At 45.5% G+C, this 18967-nt stretch carries 14 protein-coding genes; 6 read left to right on the top strand and 8 right to left on the bottom strand.

What is annotated here, in order from left to right:
* On the top strand, positions 1–1575 hold the full coding sequence (locus GVO63_RS12905) for a sugar porter family MFS transporter (RefSeq protein WP_159580390.1): 1575 nt from the start codon (positions 1–3) through the stop codon (positions 1573–1575).
* On the opposite strand, the gene GVO63_RS12910 is transcribed toward GVO63_RS12905, so the two are convergent.
* The 6 genes from GVO63_RS12910 to GVO63_RS12935 all read right to left on the bottom strand — a co-directional run bounded on the left by GVO63_RS12910 (position 1565) and on the right by GVO63_RS12935 (position 8953).
* Positions 1565–3232 (bottom strand): ATP-binding cassette domain-containing protein, encoded by a 1668-nt coding sequence (locus GVO63_RS12910; RefSeq protein ID WP_159580392.1) that lies wholly within the window; start codon positions 3230–3232, stop codon positions 1565–1567. The genes GVO63_RS12905 and GVO63_RS12910 overlap by 11 nt on opposite strands.
* The gene (locus GVO63_RS12915) at positions 3225–4937 is read right to left on the bottom strand and encodes an ABC transporter transmembrane domain-containing protein (RefSeq protein WP_159580422.1); all 1713 of its coding nucleotides are present in this window, start codon (positions 4935–4937) and stop codon (positions 3225–3227) included. Before GVO63_RS12915 ends, GVO63_RS12910 begins: the two co-directional genes overlap by 8 nt.
* Before the next feature lie 207 nt (positions 4938–5144).
* Positions 5145–5258 (bottom strand): cytochrome bd-I oxidase subunit CydX, encoded by a 114-nt coding sequence (gene cydX, locus GVO63_RS12920; RefSeq protein ID WP_012519975.1) that lies wholly within the window; start codon positions 5256–5258, stop codon positions 5145–5147.
* Between the two features lie 10 nt (positions 5259–5268).
* The gene (gene cydB, locus GVO63_RS12925) at positions 5269–6405 is read right to left on the bottom strand and encodes a cytochrome d ubiquinol oxidase subunit II (protein ID WP_159580394.1); all 1137 of its coding nucleotides are present in this window, start codon (positions 6403–6405) and stop codon (positions 5269–5271) included.
* Positions 6402–7982, bottom strand: coding sequence for a cytochrome ubiquinol oxidase subunit I (locus tag GVO63_RS12930; protein WP_159580396.1), 1581 nt, complete (start codon positions 7980–7982; stop codon positions 6402–6404). The genes cydB and GVO63_RS12930 overlap by 4 nt, the downstream gene beginning before the upstream one ends.
* Before the next feature lie 368 nt (positions 7983–8350).
* Entirely contained in the window at positions 8351–8953 is a 603-nt protein-coding gene (locus tag GVO63_RS12935; protein ID WP_159580398.1) for a DUF3365 domain-containing protein, read from the bottom strand.
* A 151-nt stretch (positions 8954–9104) separates the two neighbouring features.
* Here GVO63_RS12935 and GVO63_RS12940 point away from each other — a divergent pair, with 151 nt between their 5' ends.
* From GVO63_RS12940 to GVO63_RS12950, 3 genes are all read left to right on the top strand, one after another.
* A complete protein-coding gene (locus GVO63_RS12940; protein WP_159580424.1) occupies positions 9105–10427 on the top strand; it encodes a sigma-54-dependent Fis family transcriptional regulator in 1323 nt (440 codons plus the stop codon).
* Positions 10428–10489: 62 nt separating this feature from the next.
* Positions 10490–10900 carry a hypothetical protein gene (locus GVO63_RS12945; RefSeq protein ID WP_159580400.1) on the top strand — a complete coding sequence of 137 codons (411 nt, stop codon included), beginning with the start codon at positions 10490–10492 and terminating at the stop codon, positions 10898–10900.
* A 71-nt stretch (positions 10901–10971) separates the two neighbouring features.
* Positions 10972–13089, top strand: coding sequence for a TonB-dependent siderophore receptor (locus tag GVO63_RS12950; protein ID WP_159580402.1), 2118 nt, complete (start codon positions 10972–10974; stop codon positions 13087–13089).
* 80 nt (positions 13090–13169) lie between these two features.
* On the opposite strand, the gene GVO63_RS12955 is transcribed toward GVO63_RS12950, so the two are convergent.
* Positions 13170–14513, bottom strand: coding sequence for a dienelactone hydrolase (locus tag GVO63_RS12955; protein WP_159580404.1), 1344 nt, complete (start codon positions 14511–14513; stop codon positions 13170–13172).
* A gap of 350 nt (positions 14514–14863) precedes the next feature.
* On the opposite strand from GVO63_RS12955, the gene GVO63_RS12960 reads away from it, so the two are divergent.
* Positions 14864–17239 carry a TonB-dependent receptor gene (locus GVO63_RS12960; protein WP_159580406.1) on the top strand — a complete coding sequence of 792 codons (2376 nt, stop codon included), beginning with the start codon at positions 14864–14866 and terminating at the stop codon, positions 17237–17239.
* Between the two features lie 47 nt (positions 17240–17286).
* Here the strand turns inward: GVO63_RS12960 and GVO63_RS12965 are convergent, their stop codons facing one another.
* A complete protein-coding gene (locus GVO63_RS12965; RefSeq protein ID WP_159493989.1) occupies positions 17287–18057 on the bottom strand; it encodes a sulfite exporter TauE/SafE family protein in 771 nt (256 codons plus the stop codon).
* A 392-nt stretch (positions 18058–18449) separates the two neighbouring features.
* Here GVO63_RS12965 and GVO63_RS12970 point away from each other — a divergent pair, with 392 nt between their 5' ends.
* Positions 18450–18857: a nuclear transport factor 2 family protein gene (locus GVO63_RS12970; protein WP_159580408.1), complete on the top strand. Its 408-nt coding sequence runs from the start codon at positions 18450–18452 to the stop codon at positions 18855–18857.
* The last annotated feature ends 110 nt before the right edge of the window (positions 18858–18967 follow it).

Raw genomic sequence — 18967 nt, forward strand, 5'->3', positions numbered from 1 at the left:
ATGAAAAAAGCCCTGTCTCCGTCGCTTTACTACACCCTGATCGTTTCTCTTGGAGGCTTTATTTTTGGCTTCGATGCCAGTGTCATTGCAGGCGCAAACGGTTTTATAGATGCTGAATTTGGTTTAAATGACTGGCAGCAAGGGTTTGTTGTGAGCTCCCCCACGTTAGGGGCGCTTATCGCCATGCTGTTTGCAGGCGGCATCAGTGACGCAATAGGCAGGCGAAAAGCGCTTATTCTGGTTGCGTTTCTTTATCTGTTATCATCGGTTGGCTCTGCACTTGCGCCAAACTTTGCATTTTTAGTGCTCTCTCGCTTTATTGGGGGCATCGCATTTTGTTCGCTGATCATTGCGCCTCTGTATATCTCGGAAATTAGCGCACCGCAAAATAGAGGAAAAATGGTGTCGGTAAACCAACTCAATATTGTGTTTGGTTTCGCCCTGTCTTATTTCACAAACTATTATTTACTGCAGCTTAGCAATAGCGGAACGCCTTGGGTTACCGACATAGGTTTAAATACACATTTGTGGCGCTACATGTTGGGCCTAGAAATTATCCCTGCACTTCTATGGTTTAGTTTGCTTTTTACTATTCCTCGCAGTCCACGGTGGTTGGTATTGAAGGGGCGTCAGGAAGAGGCAGAGCAGGTAATTAACCGCCTATTCGACCACGCACAGGCCAAGGCGCTGGTTGAAGACATTTCGTCATCGCTGAAAGAGAAGTCGTGGTCACTTGGCGAGCGCCTTGGTTTTTTGAAAACAAAAGCCATGCGTTTTCCTCTGATGGTGGGCATTATTATCGCTATTGCCCAGCAAATTACCGGCATCAACGTTATCTTTTTCTATGCCCCCACTATTTTTGAACAAAGTGGTGTAGGTACCAATGCAGCCTTTATGCAAGCGGTATTGATTGGCGTAGTTAACGTCGCGTTCACAATAGCCGCCATGCTGACCATCGATAAATGGGGCCGAAAGCCCTTGTTACTGATAGGCCTTACCGGCGTAGTGATCAGTATGGCTATATGCACTTATGGTTTTAAACAGGCGACATATCAAATACAGCAAACCGCGGTTGTAACGCTTTCTCAAGAAAGTCCTTCTGTGGCAGCCAAACTTACGCCACTCATAGAGGAAACCTATTTTTCTGATGTCGACTTCAAACGTGCTCTTAAAACCACGCTGACAAGTAACGAATACGATACTTATCAGCAGTCGCTGCTCACTAGCAGTATCACTATGAATGCGCCATTAGTACTTTTTGGTATTATCGCCTTTGTCGCCTCGTTCGCAATGTCGCTGGGGCCTGTGATGTGGGCCATGCTGGCCGAGATTTTTCCTAATCAAACCCGAGCTCTCGCTATATCTTTAGTGGGAATGGTGAACTCACTGACAAGTTTCTTGGTGCAAATGGTATTTCCTTGGGAATTGGCCAATTTGGGCGCCGCTGCCACCTTTGCCATATACGGTGGTTTTGCCTTAGTCAGTTTGATTCTGGTTGCAAAACTCTTCCCTGAAACGAAAGGAAGAAGCCTAGAAGACATTACAAAAGACTTCGAGCAGTACGCTACAAAGTAGCGCGATGGTCGCCATTGACGGTAACAATGCTCGCTCCGTCTAACTGTACGTTTTTTCGCACCACTAGGGCTTTAGGGGTGACGTGTGAAGCAATAATCACTAGATTATCTTTTGCATAGCGATTTAACACGGTACAGACACGGTGTTGTGTGTGAATGTCTAAGCCTTCGAACGGCTCATCAACAAGTAGTACCCGTGGTTTAGCCAAAATAGCCCGAGCTAGCGCGACGCGTTTTCTTTCACCACCGGACAATGGTCTTCCGGCTTTGCCTACCCACGTCGTTAAAGGCAAAAGCTTCTCCAACCCTAACTCTTGCATTAGCGTAATGAATTCACTGTGTGATATGCCCCTTCCAGCAGGGTCTAAATTCAAGGCAAGACTGCCGGATAATATAACGGGTTCTTGCTCAACATAGCGCCAGTTTGTGACTAAGCCGGGTGGCAGATTAACACCATCAATCTTTCGTTTCCCGTGAGCAGGAAGCAACCCCGCGAAACCCTGAAGCAAAGATGACTTTCCACAACCAGAGGAACCTGTGACACAAACCACGCCTCTTGCTGGCAAGTTAGTATTCACCTTGCTCGTGCGACGACCTGTTACCGAAAACTCAGTTAACGTTACCGCGGTATTTATCTCTCTTTCACAAAGCATTTTAATGGGTGTCGCTTTCATCTGCTGAAGCGCTTTTACACTTTGCTTGTATTGCGCAAACTTAGATATGCTTGAAAAAGCGTTTCCCGCCCAATCGGGCGCCGCAAGTAATACCATGGGCACGACAATCGCGATGGGTGTAAAAAGCAGCGCTGATGCAATGGAAAAGGCCCCAGACATTGTTAACACAACCAATAGAAATGCCATCCCTTGAAACCACCACGCCATACGATTCGCGGTATTTTTTTGCGCTATCTTTTCGAGCCATACTACTTTAGCACTCACGTCTTTTATATTTATATCTGGGGCGCTTGCCTCTGCGGTCTCTAAGTTTCTGGCAACGTCGCGTTCTGGACCTTGCAAAGTATGACTTTCATCTGCACAGGTCGTTTTGCCTTCGCGCATATTCGTAAACGCTGTACTTAAATGCCAGATAGCACTACTGTTTAGAAAGTTGGTTGACCCTTGTCTAAATTGGGCATTGGCGTGAGTCGCACGCTTAGCTATACGAAGCGCCCCTATCCCTTGTAATACCAAGGCGATTGACCACACAACAAACAATGCAATTAGCAATCCTGCCCCAGGAAAGCCAAACCCCACAGCCACCGCACAAAGACACGTAAAAATAAACGTCGCGCTAGATAGTGGCGCTATCCACGCAATCCAGCGGCTAGCAAGCTCTTCTGTGTGTTGGGCTAGCGCTTCTGTCGTTAATGCTTTTTCATTAATTTGCGCGTTTTCAAGCTGACTAAATACAGACAACCTTATATTGGCTATCCGCGCCAGCAAATCGTTATGACCTACCCACATACTGGCGTAGCCTGATGCAATGCGAAGTAGCGCAAGTGCGCGGATAACAACAGCAGGAATGACATAGTTAAAGCCCACCGGCGCAATTGCACTGACTGCAATGAACCAAGAAGAAATAACCAGAATACTTATGCCTGCTACACCATGCAGTAGCGCGAGCAATAAGGTTATATAGGCAGGTTTAGCATTATTCATTTGTCGCCTCCTGATCTTCGTTTTGGCTAACCATTGAAGCGACTTTTACCTTACCATCTTTAATAGCCCAGAAGTGTGTAAACCAATTGGCGGGCAGTGCTTTGTGTGAAGCCCATATAAGCGTTTTATTCTCACCTAATCGGTTGATGAGTTGGGCCAGTCTATGGTGTTGGGAATCTGGTAAATGCGCTGTTGGCTCGTCCAATAGCCAGATATTTACTTTTCTAAGCAATGCTCTAGCCAAGGACAGGCGCTGTGCTTCGCCTCCAGAAAGTAATGGGTAGTCTGTCATTACCGTGTCTAACCCATAAGGCAATAACGTTAGCCACGGGCCGAGTTCTACCGCTTGCAGTACCTCGTTAAGCGCTTCATCCGTAAAACTATCGTCAAGGCATAGGTTCTCTCGTACCGAACCTGGTGTAACCACTGGGTGCTGAGTGATCCACACAACCGGTTCGTTAAATTTGTGGGAAGCGGGGCGTTGCCCACCCAGTGCTTCTAGAAGTAGCGTCTTTCCGGAGCCTGAGGCGCCACTAAGTAAAATTTTATCGCCTTTGGAAACATTAAGGCGATCTGCACAGAGCAGCACTGGGGTTTCGCTTTCACAAGAAGATAATGAACTATAAAGAGAGGCGTTCATCTCAAAAACGTTAACGTTAGAGGCTGTAAGCAAAGATTCACTTGGTCGTTTATTTATACTTTCAAAATAGCCTTCTACCTTTTCGTCTGAATGCGTTTTATCTTGTGCGTGAGCTTGAATAGGAATAGAAAATAAAGGATATAGTTCGTCTTGCGCGGCTTCTGCCTGTGCTTTTTGATGATATACCTGGCCCAACTTTTTCATTTCACTTAATAGCAGGGGAACAGTAAGCAGCACCCACAAACCTTGCTGTAATGTTATTGTTGGCCCAATAGTTAATTCGCCCAGCAATGAAAAACCGATAAATACTGCCACTAAGGCCACGGCAAGCGTGGCAAAAAAGTCGAGGACGCTGTTAGATAGAAAAGCCACACTCACCACTTTCATTGTTCGCGCATTTAAGTTTTCACTGGCTTGTTTCAGCAGGTCAGTTTGTTTTTGATGGGCCTGAAAACTTGCCAACATGGGCAGTGCGGCCAAGCGGTCAGTAAACAAACTGCCCAGTCGTTCAAGCGCAACAAAGTGCTTCCGATGCAAGGCTGCCGCCCCTTTCCCCACGATGATCATAAAAAGTGGCACAACCGGTAGTGTCAGTAGCAAACCAAGCCCAATCACAGGATTTACATAGAAAATAACGGCCAAAGCCAGCAGTGGCACTATTACAGCGATCATTTGCTGCACGCGATATTCTAGCGCCCAATCAGTAAAAGCCTGTATGTGCTGCAGCCAAAGGGTTTGCCAGTAATAAACCGAGTGCTGGCGAATTAGCGCATGCTGACGCGCCACAAACACCTGTTTCAAACGTGCTTCAAGTTTATCAAGTGCCTTCACCTTCCCCCTACTGGAAAGGGCGTTAAACGCGCCTTGGAATAACCAGCACAACGCTAAACAGCTAGAAAGCCCTACTATATCGCCACGGGTAGCGGGCGTTTTATTCACCACCCAGTCTTGGGCAATATTAGAAAAGTAATAAAAGCCAATTATTAAAGAAAAAAGCGACAAACACTTAACCGCTACCTGTGACATAAGCGAACGGCGCAAGCCAAGCGATTGCGCGCTATCCATCTCCTTACACCACTGAGTAAGTGTTTGTCTGCTGGGAATCTTTTCTTTAATCACTGTTCGTTTCTATCTTTTTATGTTGTTTCGTTTATTTTTAACTTTTTTTGAAGTGGTGGGCTGGCTGCAAGAACTCTCAGCGGCAGGGATGCCGCTGCGAAGCCCCCATGGATGGGATAACGGCGTGTTCTTGCTGCCAGCCTACCTCCACTTCTATTCTTGGTCTTCGGGTCGATCCATATTTTCCGTTGCTTCCAACCACATCGCATTAATAATGCCGAAAGAGCACGCCAGTAAAACACCTAATATCCAAGCGAAATACCACATAAATATCTCCTTAATAGATAGTGTGAGATTGGTCGAGGTCGTCGCTTTTGATACGACCGCGCATCACGTAAAAACTATAGGCAGTGTAGCTCAGTACAATAGGCACAAAGATGCAGGCAACGATGAACATGACATTTAAGGTCATATGGCTAGACGTTGCATCCCATACCGTAAGGCTAGCTTCTGGCATGGTGATACTTGGCATTAAGAACGGGAACATTGAGAAGCCCGCTGTTAAAATTACGCCTGTGATAAATAGTGCGCTTGACACAAACGCCATGCCTGCATTTCCCTTCTTAGAGAAGAACGCGCAGGCAAGGCCAGCTACTACACCTAATACAGGCGCTACCACCATAAAGGGATATGTGCTGTAATTACTCATCCAAGCTCCCGCTTCAATAGCTACCTCTTTCTTAAGCGGGTTAGATGTAGCAATAGTGTCTACCGCAGAGGTAATCACAAAGCCATCCAAACCAAATGCCACCCACACACCAGCAATCACAAACAGCGCTACGCCCACCAAGCTCAATATTACCGACACCGCACGGGCACGAACTTCAATAAAGCCATCGGTTTTCATTTGTAGCCAGGTTGCACCGTGGTTAAGTAAAATAGCCACTGACAGCAATCCGCTCACCAAGGCAAAAGGCGTTAGCAAACCAAAGAACGAACCTGTATAGGTTGATTTAAGGGTGCTATCTAGCTCGAAAGGCACACCTAATAGCAGGTTACCGAACGCCACACCAAAGATGAGCGACGGAATAATGCCACCAGCAAATAACGCCCAGTCCCAAGCTTTGCGCCACTGTGGGTTTGGCAGTTTACTGCGGTAATCAAAACCAATAGGACGCATCCATAGGGCAATTAACGTTAAAGCCAAAGCAAGGTAAAAACCGGAAAACGCGGTAGCATAAATCATTGGCCACGCCGCAAAGATGGCGCCACCTGCCGTAATAAACCACACCTGATTTCCATCCCAGTGAGGTCCAACAGTGTTAATCATCACACGACGTTCTTTGTCATTTTTCCCGATAAGGGTAAGCAAAGCGCCCACCCCTAAGTCGAAGCCGTCAGTTACGGCAAACCCAATTAGCAGCACGCCAACTAAGCACCACCAAATAACGCGTAACAGTTCATAATCAATCATGCTTTTGCTCCTTGCTCATCAAGGTCAATAAGATCAAGCTCAGTTTCAGTCTTTGTATCTTCTGGAGGCACAGGACCTTTCTTCGCGAATTTTTTCATTAGGTAAAAGCCAATGATGAACATTGCTGTGTAGAAGACGGTATAGGCAACAATCGTGGTTACCACATCGCTAATCGCCAAGTTAGACACTGAGGTATGCACTGGCAATACTTCTGCAATAGACCATGGCTGACGACCATATTCAGCAACGAACCAGCCTGCTTCACAGGCCACCCAAGGAAGTGGCAAACCATAGAGAGCGCCTCTTAGTAGCCAGCGAGGCTTGGTGATTTTATGTTTTGTGCTGTAATAAAATGCACACAAGAACAGAGCAAGCATAATAAAGCCTGCGGCAACCATGATTCGGAAACTCCAAAATAGCGGGGCCACCGGAGGAATGCTGTAGTCAACAGCTTGTTGAATTGCGGTTTCTGATGGGTTTGAAACATCGTCAGTATAGGGTTCAAGCAGCATAGCGTAGCCAAGACTGTCTTTATTTGCCTCAAATGCAGCGCGTTGCTCAGCTGTCGCCGTACCATTTCTTACGTCATTGAGCACTTCATAAGCTTTGATGCCGCTTAAAATACGCTCGCGATTCTCTTCTTTAAGATCCTTAATACCTTTCACTTCTTCGGTTAACGAGCGTGTTGCGATAATGCCCATTGCCCAGGGAATTTGAAGGGCGTATTCGGTTTCTTCTTTTTCATCGTTAGGTATACCAAAAACAGTGAAGGGTGCTGGCGCAGGGTGGGTTTCGTATTCAGCTTCAACTGCAGCTAATTTCACTTTTTGCACGTCACCAAGTTCATAGCCACTTTCGTCACCTAAAACAATCACTGACAGGGTTGCCGCTAAGCCAAAGCTTGCTGCAATCGCAAATGAACGGCGGGCAAACGCAATATGCTTGTGATTAAGTAAGTAGTAGCTAGAAATTGCCAATACAAACATGGCACCGGTCACGTAGCCTGCTGAAACCGTATGAACGAACTTAACCTGTGCTACCGGATTAAAAATAACGTCTGCGAAGCTGGTCATTTCCATACGCATAGCTTCAAAGTTGAATTCAGCGCCTACTGGGTACTGCATCCAGCCATTAGCGATTAGAATCCAAAGCGCTGAGAAGTTAGAACCTATGGCAACCAGCCAAGTAGCCATAAGGTGCTTCACCTTAGACATTTTGTCCCAGCCAAAGAAAAACAGGCCGACGAAAGTCGATTCTAAAAAGAACGCCATTAGCCCTTCAATAGCCAGCGGCGCACCAAAGATATCGCCGACATAATGAGAATAATATGACCAGTTCATACCGAACTGGAACTCCATGGTTAAGCCTGTGGCGACCCCAATGGCAAAGTTAATACCAAACAACTTTCCCCAAAACTGGGTCATTTGCTTGTATATCTCTTTACCTGTCATTACATAGACCGACTCCATGATGGCAAGTAGAAAGCTTAGCCCTAGTGTTAAGGGTACAAAAATAAAGTGGAACATTGCAGTTAATGCAAATTGCCACCGCGATAGTTCTATTAACGTATCGCTCATGGGTTATCTCCCTTGTCTCTTTTGCGCGATAAGCGCTTGACCTTAAATAAATTTATTGGTTATTCAGTGGTTATCACATGAACATTCAACACAGCTAGAGCATGGTTTGTGCCATACATCATATTTCTCGTTAATCTGAACCAACAACCGATGAATGGCAGTCTATTCGTACTGTGCAGGACAATTATTCCATGGCGAAAAGTTGCGCACTTTGATCCATCGCAAGGATCTAACATCAAGCTTGCGCCAATTTTGTCATTGTCAGTGACAGAATTGACACAAATAAAGAGAAGGCGGGAACGTCGTAGTGTGGTTTAAAATGGTTGAGAATAGAGCTTTCGCTTCAGCTGATAAAATATTAACTTAAGTTACTGCGGCGAATAGGTCAGCGTAAACGCGCCGCGCAATTCACCAAGTTCAAACCCAGTGGCCTCATCCTCAGGGTAATGTTTTAAAATGGTTTCTTTCACTGAAGGTGAAACTTGGGCGCCGTGGCAAGCCATGCAAACTTGACCTTGTTGAATAGCCATCATGTACCGGAATTCGCCACTGTCACTGTCATACTTATAGGTATCTATAGGCGTAGACGGCTGTTTATCCTCTAGCTTAGTCTTTTCCAATAGAGAGGCGAAAAGCGCTAGTTGCTCGCGCTCCCACTCGTCTGGCGCGTTATTCGGGTTTCTCACTTTGAGCGCAGTACGTCCTACTGCCCAGCCATTTTGGCTAAGCCCCTCGGCGATAGGCTCGGCGGCCAACTTGCACTCTTCTACACCCGCTTCCAAACCGCCAGACTGAATTGCCTGTTTTAGCCTAGATTTAAGCGCTCCACCAAGGGCTTTAGCGTGGACTCTTGCCTGCTTCACTTTTGTTTGCACTTCGCTGTCAGCTGGCTCATTGTTTTGTGCATTAGCAAGAGGGCATCCGGTGCTTACGGCTAACCCCAACGCAATTAAAAAGATGCGTTTTTTCATTGTGTAACTCTCCTATTGACGGACGTATTAGCTCTCAGGCATTGTGATTCAACTAAAACAATGAACAAGCCCTATGCCAATATGTTAAGTTGGCAGGATAAAAGTAGCATTAACTAATACGCTGACAATGAACATATCAATTGTACAAGCAATGATAGATGCAATAGACAAGCCCGCTATTTTCATCAATCAAGACTACATTATTGAGGCGGTCAATGCGCCTTACAGAAATACTTACCCTGTCGATATCAAGCTTGGTTATAGCACCTGTTATCAGGTATCTCACCGAAACAATAAGCCCTGTGACCAATGCGGCGAGCAGTGCCCTATGCAGGAGAGTAAAAAGTCGGGCCGGACAGCAAGTGTGGTGCATATCCATACCACCAGCGAGGGCCAAAGCTACTGCGACATTCTGATGCGACCTATCTTCGACGGTCACGGGGATTTAATAGGTTATCTGGAGATTCTAGATAAGCTTGCCTTTGCGTCTAACCGCCCCTCTGCTGGAAAAATGATTGGCGAGTCAGAAGCATTTAAAATGATGCTGAATAAAATTAACCGCGCTGCGAACTCAGATATATCCGTTTTACTGTATGGCGAAACCGGAACCGGGAAAGAACTGGTGTCTCAGGCTCTGCACTCAAGTAGCCATCGCGCTGAAAAACCCTTCGTTGTGATTGAATGTACCGGATTGTCTGATGCGTTGCTTGAAAGTGAGTTATTTGGCTATGAAAAAGGCGCGTTTACCGGCGCGACCACTAACAAAAAAGGACTAGTAGAAGCGGCTGAGGGTGGAACCTTATTTTTTGACGAAGTAGGCGATATTCCCCTTGTCATGCAGGTGAAGCTGCTAAGGCTTTTTGAAACCCAAACTTACCGCCCTGTGGGAAGCGTGGTCTCCAAGAAGGCCAATTTTCGATTGGTGTGTGCATCGCATAAAAATTTAAAGCAAATGGTAGAAAAGGGGGAATTCAGGCGTGACCTTTACTATCGAATAGCTGGCTTCCCTATCAGCCTTCCGTCCTTACGAGAGAGAAAGTCAGATATTGCACTGATTGCAACGCATTTTTTAGCCCAGTCCCACGAGAAAAAGCGTTTCCATAAAAAAGCCCTCGAAAAATTAAGCAGTTACGCCTTTCCGGGTAATATTCGCGAGTTGCGCAACATCGTTGACCAAGCTGTATTACTTGCCGATGAGACAATAATCTACGAGTCGGACTTGCCCGTTTTAGACGATTTCACCGGTGAGGGCCACGCTTCAATGGTGAGTAACTATGAGGAAGAGCCACTAACAACAAGCGGGATTAATCTTAGCAAGGGTATTATGACTCTCGGCGAAGTAGAAGAGACTTACATAACTCAGGTAGCAAGCTCCTTTAAAGGCGATATAAATAGCCTCGCAGCCGCACTAGGCGTAAGTACCCGCACGCTTTACCGAAAGCTTAAAAAGGCCGGTATTAAAGAACTTAATTAAAATATGGAAATATCCATCCAACGCACGCTATGATAACAATGCGCAACGTAAAAAGATAAACAATGTCGATTAAACACCTGACAGCCTTAACACTCTGCCTTTGTATGCTTTTGCAAAATGCATTAGCACTAGGCCTTGCTTCGCATACTATGCAGAATGCTCGTGGGTTCGTGGGCGATGACATTGAGCTTATCTGTACTGGCAAAACCATGCGCTATATATCGGTAAGTGCAACAGAGCTTGAAGGTGAGTTTGTATTTATAAGCCCAGAGCTACTTAAAGCATCTGTTGAGCACGTAGATTGTACCAACGGTACGCTGGCAGACCTTCCGCACATTGACAATGTCCCGGTAGATCCAACGACGGTGCTTTCCCTTGTGCGCTATCGCGCCTTAGCGTCTCGCCTTGCAGCAGCGCCCTACACATTGTTTGCCTTTGCCGCCCCGCTAGGCCGCGCCCCACCAATTGCATAACAAAACCTAAAAACACACTTAACACGCATGGTTTAACCGTGCACATAGTTCGTTTATTTAATGGAATTGTTATGAAGTATTCTTTACTGGCATTCGCTGTTTCTGCAGCCTGCACGTCTGCACAGGTTTATGCAAACACATCTGAGTTCATTGATAGCGCTTCGACAGAAGTGATTACTGTGATTGGCTCTTCGCTTGATAATAATGTGAAAGAAATGGAGCGAGAAGCGGTGACTGCCACAGCCAACATAGACGCTGACTTTGGCGATCAGTTAGCGCAATTACCGGGCGTATCCGTTTCCCGAAACGGCCCGGTTACAGGCCTTATTCAATACCGAGGGCTGTTTGGTGATAGAGTGGGTGTATCCGTTGACGGCGTTGACATCGCTGGCGCTGGTCCTAATTCAATGGACTCGCCATTATCCCACGTTTTGCCAGAACCAGGCCTTACCGTGACTTTATATCGCGGTATCGTACCGGTGAATGCTGGCGTACAAACGCTAGGCGGCAAACTGCGTATTAACGCCGATGCGACATCCCTTTTTGCTTTAGAAAGCGGTATTACTGGCAGTGTAAATGCCAGCTTAATAAACCCGGGTAGCGGTCAACAATATCAGGGCAATGTACTTTACAAAACGGACCAAGCTTTCTTTAGCGGCGCGTTTATGCATCAGCAGCGTGACAAACGAGAGTCTAGTGATAACACCGTTATACCTAACAGCTATTATCAGCGAAATGGCGGTAAATTTAGACTTGGCTATGAATGGGGAAAACACCAATTCGATGCTAGCTATCAACAGCTAAATACGAATGAAAGCGGCACACCGGCCTTAGCTATGGATATAGGTTTTATCGATGCAGCATGGTATCGAGTCGGTTATCGCTATAACGCCGGGGAAGCTGAGTACTTTGCTATGAATTGGTTTGGCAACAGTAATCAACATGCCATGGATAACTTTTCCCAGCGCATGATAATGTCTGAGAGCATGGCGCGAGAGAACAACGCTGACGCTGTCGCTCAAGGGCTGGATGCAAAATACGTTATGCCATTAGATAGTAGCGAGCTAGAATTGGGCGCTTACCTACACCACACCCGGAATAACTCTGTTATTACTAACCCTAATAACGGTATGCTCTTTGTAAATAATTTTACTAATGCAGAAAGAGATACCGCGAGTATTTATGCCCAATGGACAATAAACAAAGAAGCCTATTCGTCTACGCTAGGTACGCGATACACCCGGGTTAGCATGGATGCCGGAGAAGCGGGTTCTAATATGGTGATGATGAACCCTGCTATTGCAACGCTTGTAAACAACTTCAACGCTGGCGACCGCGACAAAAACTACAGCATGTTAGATATCGCCGCTACCACGCGATACCATGCGAACGACTCGCTCGATATCGTACTTGGCATTTCTCAGAAAAATCGTGCCCCTACCTATTTCGAGCGCTACACCTGGCTACCGCTTGGCATCTCGGGCGGCATGGCCGACGGATTTAATTACATCGGCAACCTTGAATTAGACAATGAGACCGCGCGCAAATTAGATGTGGGGGTTGATTACACCTATGGGAATTGGACCATATCACCCCGATTTTTCTATCAAGACATTGAGGATTACATCACCGGCTCACCTAGTACGAATATGGCGGCGAACATGGTGTCTTCTATGATGACTGGTACTGAACCGTTTCAGTGGACAAATACCGATGCTGTTATCAAGGGTGCCGACATGACGGTGCAAGGTCAGCTTAGTGAAAACTTAAGTGTGCGAGCCGTAGCAACCATTCAGCATGGTAACCGTGATGACATTGATGATGCTTTGTTCCGCATTGCTCCAGAACAGTTAACAACAACAATTCAATGGAATACGCAAGTATTTGATGCGCCGCTTCATATGCAGCTTACATCTGAATTAGCTGGCGCACAAAACCACGTTTCAGCACTGCAGAATGAAGCACCTACTGCTGGCTATGGGTTAGTACACATTACGGGGCTTTTAACACTTTTTGACAATGCGCACTCAAATCTTCAGGTTACGGCAACTATTCATAACCTGCTCGACAAACAATACGCCCCACACACAGCCGGCATTAATCGTGTAATGAATGCCGATATTGAAGTAGGTGAACGCGTGCCTGGCGCTGGGCGGGAGTGGCATCTGTCGTTAAACTATCGTTTTTAAGTTTTCGGCAGTCTATTGTGAACCAATGCAGAATTTAAGTGTGGGGCCGTAAGTAAGCCCCACTCTACAAGCTAATAAGCCTACTTGGCTTGGAGGACTTCGAACTTTAGCCCCTTTGCTGTCCTATTTTTAAATCCTTTCCAATAGGTATGCTGAGCACGTGAATTGCCTTCGTCATCAAGCGCCCAAACCCCGTCATTTGAGGAGGGCACTAAATCTAAATATTCTGATGTATCCTGGCTTTTAAGGTATTTGGCAAGCCAAGCCGTAGCAAAATGCTGCGCTATATTATTCATTCTCGTGTTATCCCACACAGCATCGATATAATGTTCGCTCACGTTGATACCTAAGTCTTTATCGAAGAAAAAAGCTTCTTCAGGTGCAGGCATCACCGCACCAGCGTTGTGATTTGCGTTTTCATATGTCAAGAGCGCTCTATCAACATGCACAGCACTTTTCCACATTGCCTTCACGCCATTTTCATAACCGGATACATCATCTTGAGAACCAGCAACAAACAAAATTGGCACTTTTACTTCAGCCATTGTATCTGCGGTAAATACACCGTAATTCATTCCCCAAGGCGCGAACGCAATTACCGTTTTTATTCGACTATCTACCCCACGTTGGCTCTGTTTTTGATAAATTTTTAGCAACTCGAAAGGCGGTGCTACGGGGCTTTTTATAGCGGCCTCTGACAACGTTGCGCCTGCATTTACGACCGCGCCGTATCCTCCCATTGAATACCCAACTATCGCCGTGTTGCGTGTATCAACGTTACCGTTTAAAAATGAATTCTCATCGTGAGACAGTTTTTCGATTTGATCCAATACTAAGATTTGGTCAATCGGTCTATTGTAGAGTGTGGACGCAAACGCCGCTTTCGTTCTGTACGTTGAGTCGGTGTGATCTATCGATGCGACAATATAGCCTTTAGAGGCGATGTTTTCCGCTAAGTGAGCGAGGAGATAACGGTTTCCTGGATACCCATGAGACACTATTACTAGAGGAAACGGCGTGTCTGAATTCACTGCAATGGCATCGCGCACAGCGTTTCCAAATAATTCTACTTGGGTTTTCCCATCCCTAAGGTACGCATTTAAAACGCGATTTTCCGGCGGAATGTCTTCAATACCTTCATGATCAGCCGGATACCAGAGTTCAACAACTAATTGACGGTCCTTACGAGGCAGCTCTAAAGGTTTATCCTTTATTTCTAATAATTGTAAAACATCAACGTGATCGGTAAACGTGAAGTGTAGTGTTTTTACGCCGACTGCATATTTTCCATATGCAGACAGAGCCGGGGCATCAGGCCTTTGAGTATCTATATGATTTCTTGCAAGGCTAGAATTCATAAAAAATAGGGTGACAACGCAAGCCATAAATCTCGTCGCGTATTTTAAATAAAACGTATCCGTCATAATGTACCCACCCTTTAGTCATATATAAGACATCATAAGATATTACTATTGTTTCTCTTAAAGCAACTTTATTCCTGTTACTCACGATTATAAAAGCAAATTATTACGACTATTCAAGCCTTGAAAAAACTAGCTATTTATCTGTTTTTATTAATAATAGATAAACTCTGGCATAAATCACTCCTTTAAATTTAACAAATGCGTTGCATTTAATTTACTTTCTGGTTAAATTTTGTCTATCCAATGTCTTATATAAGATATCAGATAGAGACAAACACCCTGCTTAACTGTCTCGATTGACCACACTTACACATGACTTGAACACAACAAATACAACAGCGGAGAACATCATGTCATTGAACTATAGCCGTATACACAAAGGTATAATTCAAGCGCTTGCACTTACTACTTGCGTAGGTCTAAGCGCAGCAGCACATGCACAGGAAGTTAGCAAAGAAAAAGAAAAAAACCTCATTGAACAGATCACCGTTACATCACAGAAACGTGTTGAAAGGCTAAATGAAGTGCCTGTTGCTGTTTCAGTCTTGAGAGAAGATCAGATAAATTCCGCATTCGCCAATAATATAGAAAGCTTGCAAGCATTAGTGCCATCAGTAAGTTTTCGAAAGGGCAACACAACTCGAAACTCCGCCATTACCGTTCGCGGCATAGGTACTATTTCTTTTAGTGTTGCTGCTGAACCTAGCGTATCCACTGTGGTAGATGGTGTGGTTATGGGTCGTTCCGGTCAGGCATTTGTTGATCTTTATGATCTTGAGCGCATTGAAGTTCTTCGCGGTCCACAAGGCACATTATTTGGTAAAAATGCGTCTGCTGGTGTTGTTAATATTACGACTAAGCGCCCATCAGACGAATTTGAAGGTGTTGCAGAAGTATCGCTTTTCCAAGACAACGAGTATCGCCTAAGAACCCGTGTTTCTGGTGGTCTTACTGATAACGTAAGCGGCAGTCTCACCGTTTTGAAGTCTGCATTTGATGGATATATTAAAAACGTTTACACCAATGAAGATACCAATGGATACGACAAAGAAGGCGTGCGCGCTAAGCTGAATATTGAAGCCAGCAACGACACCGACATACTTCTTATTTTCGAAAACATGAAGTCGGATGACAGCTGTTGTGCTGATTTAGAGCTCTCACCAAGTGGCCGTAATCCGAACTCAGAAGCTGTACCTAATAGTACCGGTACGGGTGATTTGGATTTATCACAGCGTTTGATAGATCATGACTTTGAAACGCGAACGCTCGACGAAACAACAGGTTTCTCTATGCAGGTTGATACCATGCTAGGCGACCATGAGCTGACCTCAATTACCGCCTATAGAAGTTGGGATAATACCGAGTTCCGCGAGGGTGATTTCACTTCTATCGCTGGTACAAGGCCTTTTCCAGTATTTGGCGAACCGTTTCAACTTCATGATATAGGTGCTCAAAACTGGAAACAGACATCGCAGGAAATAAGAATTGCCTCCCCTCTTGGCAATGATTTTGATTATCAAGTTGGCGCATTCTGGTGGACGCAAAAATCTGAACGTAACTTTACTCGTGATGCAAGCTGCCAAAATAACGCAGGCCAATTTCCAGCAGCTATTAGCGCTTATTTAACAGATACACTTGGCGTAGAAAATCCAACGTCTGAACAGGTTGATGAATTCATTGCTAGCGAAGGTTTGTCATGTAACTCAAATGACATTGTGAGCGCCACAGCTTTCATGGAAACGCAATTTGATAACTGGGCGCTTTTCGCCGACGGTAAGTACCACTTTACTGAAGATTTTCGCTTACTGTTTGGCCTCCGTTACACCGATGATGAAGTAAGCTATTCCCATGACCGTCGCAGCAATGATCAGTTCAAACGCACAGGTGTTGGCGTGCGCGGATTTGAAACTGACTACAGTGGGAAGACAAGTGAGACAGATCTTTCTGGAAAACTTGGGGTTCAATACGACCTAACCGACAACAGCATGGCTTACTTTACTTTTTCACAAGGCTATAAGGGCCCTGCGTTCAACGTGTTTTACAATATGTCAGATACAGACACCTTGCCTATTGGAAAAGAGTCCTCAGATGCCTATGAACTTGGTTATAAATACGCAGCCAGTAACATCGTATTTAATGCAGCAATTTTTAGAACCGAGATAGACGGATTTCAGGCCAATAATTCTGAACTATTAGATGGCGTAACCATTTCCCGATTAACAAATGCAGGTTCTGTAATAACTGAAGGCTATGAATTCGACTTTATGTGGCAAGTCAACGATAACTTCTCACTGACTGGTGGGTTATCAAAAGTAGACGCTGAAGTAGACAAATTTAACTGCCCTGATGTGGATTGTGTGGGTGGTGCAGGCGCAGATTTACCTTTCTCTCCTGACCTTAAGTATTCAGTAGTAGGGGAATACTTCTTGGAATTTGACAATATGGACGTTATTTTCAACGGTTCATATGTTTACACCGACGAGATGTTTGCCGGTGCACCAGGAGCATTTGCGACCGAAAATGACCCTGCCGTGCTGCCTGACTACGCCATAGTGAACGCGAGCGTGGCATTTTCTTTCAACGATGACGCATATCGTATTAGCTTAATAGGTAAAAACCTGACGGACGAGAGTTTTGTTACAACCTACAGCGGCGATAATTTCCGTTACCAGATACCACGGGACGCCGACCGTTACTTTGGCGTTCAACTTCGCGCTAAATTCTAAAATACGTCTCCCTGGAAGGCACTCTGAAGTAAAAAAGAGTGCCTTTTTTACATCAAAGACGCACTCGCCTGCCACAGTAGACGCAGCGCTAACAGTGTCACCACAATTTTGAACGTCAGCATAAATTTTTCAGCAGGGATCCGCTTTAACGCCTTCAACCCAAAGAATGTGCCTAGAGCACCGCTGGCAATCATGATAATGACAAGGCCCGCCCACTGTGCGAAAGAAAAACCCACGAAGGTAAAAACGAACGCTTTAAGCCCGTGTTGAAATGTCATACAGCTGGCAAACGTAGCGGTTATCTGCATTTTTCTGTAATTATTTCGGTGAACGAAAGCTGCGACCAAAGGCCCGGTTGCCCCTACAAACATTGAAACTAACGTGGTCACTAAGCCCGCTAATGCCCTACCTGCGGGCTTCATTTCTTGTGCTTTGGGTTTGCTCCCCCACACTAGAAATAAAATAAATGCGGCAACTGCAAATTGAATAATAACCAGCGGCAGCTGCACGACAATAAATGACGCCAGGAAAGCCCCAACGATGGCACCTAAAGAAAAGTACCTTAGCATGGTCCAGTCAATATGCTTTGCCGTCATTAGGGCACGGTTACCGTTTGAACCTAGCTGTACTAGCCCGTGCACCGGGATCAGCGCGCTTACCGGCAAAGTGCCGGCCATTACCGCCAGCAATAACACTCCGCCACCAATGCCCAGTGTTGCTGTCATCATCGAAGTAAAAAAAGACATAACAACGAGCAACAGTGCCGTTGACATCGACAACGCATCAAAGGCCGTCAACCAGCTATAAAGTAACTCCAAGGGTCAAACTCCAACTTTATTTATGACTGTATGAAGCAGGGCTCGATTATTCGCATAACGCTATTTGAAGCTTAGCCTAGCACCAAATCCCAATTTTACCGCTATTCATTCAGCCAACGTGGAACACCTGCTTCACCCGGAAAACCCATTGACTTTCTCTTTTATGCGCAGGATACTCAGGCCACTAATTACTCACTAGCAGCACATTGTTTTTAATCACTATGTCTCTAAACAGCAATATACATACTGCTTATTCAGCATCTGCGCTGATTATTATTCTCGCTATTCTAAGGAATGGGCGGGTTAGCTAGTGCGTAAATAAAATACACTAAACCCGCCGCAAAGGCGGGTTTTTTATTGGCTCGTCTTGCGGTAAAAACGGAACGACAGCCATGAACAATCCAATATCTCACGTGTTACAACAGTTGCACGACGCAGTAAACCGCGGCGACCAAGACGCTTTAGCTCAATATTATGCTTGCGATGCAAAAGTAATAGCGACTCCTATGTCCAGTACAACAAAAGATCAGGCCTCTCAGCGCGACTGCGTTGACGCACTACTCAAATTTCAAAAGAAATTTATGCCCGATCATTTTGTCACTACTGGGGATGAACGGGTTATACAAGCCGGTGACATAGCGCTAGTGGTTGCCAAACTCTACCTCGTTCCCAAAGCCACACCCAACGCATTACCGTGCGAGGGAAAACGGGCCGTTTACGTCATGCAGAGGGATGCAAGTGGTGAATGGCGCTGTGTCATCGATAACTTCTTCGGTACTGACTTGTTAGATTTTGCATAGTACCAGCAAGTTTAAACCTGAAAAATAACGCCTGCTGCGTTATGGGGTAGGCCGAATGGCGCTAGAACCCATACTGAAAACCTCATGTTTTTTAAGAATCGATAAGGCGA

The sequence above is a fragment of the Alteromonas sp. KUL106 genome (assembly GCF_009811415.1).
GTDB lineage: Bacteria > Pseudomonadota > Gammaproteobacteria > Enterobacterales > Alteromonadaceae > Alteromonas.

Bases quoted from the DNA above. Each gene is read 5' to 3' on its own strand.
- GVO63_RS12905 (WP_159580390.1), top strand. From the start codon at position 1: ATGAAAAAAGCCCTGTCTCCGTCGCTTTACTACACCCTGATCGTTTCT.
- GVO63_RS12910 (WP_159580392.1), bottom strand. From the start codon at position 3,232: ATGAATAATGCTAAACCTGCCTATATAACCTTATTGCTCGCGCTACTG.
- GVO63_RS12915 (WP_159580422.1), bottom strand. From the start codon at position 4,937: ATGGATAGCGCGCAATCGCTTGGCTTGCGCCGTTCGCTTATGTCACAG.
- cydX (WP_012519975.1), bottom strand. From the start codon at position 5,258: ATGTGGTATTTCGCTTGGATATTAGGTGTTTTACTGGCGTGCTCTTTC.
- cydB (WP_159580394.1), bottom strand. From the start codon at position 6,405: ATGATTGATTATGAACTGTTACGCGTTATTTGGTGGTGCTTAGTTGGC.
- GVO63_RS12930 (WP_159580396.1), bottom strand. From the start codon at position 7,982: ATGAGCGATACGTTAATAGAACTATCGCGGTGGCAATTTGCATTAACT.
- GVO63_RS12935 (WP_159580398.1), bottom strand. From the start codon at position 8,953: ATGAAAAAACGCATCTTTTTAATTGCGTTGGGGTTAGCCGTAAGCACC.
- GVO63_RS12940 (WP_159580424.1), top strand. From the start codon at position 9,105: ATGATAGATGCAATAGACAAGCCCGCTATTTTCATCAATCAAGACTAC.
- GVO63_RS12945 (WP_159580400.1), top strand. From the start codon at position 10,490: ATGTCGATTAAACACCTGACAGCCTTAACACTCTGCCTTTGTATGCTT.
- GVO63_RS12950 (WP_159580402.1), top strand. From the start codon at position 10,972: ATGAAGTATTCTTTACTGGCATTCGCTGTTTCTGCAGCCTGCACGTCT.
- GVO63_RS12955 (WP_159580404.1), bottom strand. From the start codon at position 14,513: ATGACGGATACGTTTTATTTAAAATACGCGACGAGATTTATGGCTTGC.
- GVO63_RS12960 (WP_159580406.1), top strand. From the start codon at position 14,864: ATGTCATTGAACTATAGCCGTATACACAAAGGTATAATTCAAGCGCTT.
- GVO63_RS12970 (WP_159580408.1), top strand. From the start codon at position 18,450: ATGAACAATCCAATATCTCACGTGTTACAACAGTTGCACGACGCAGTA.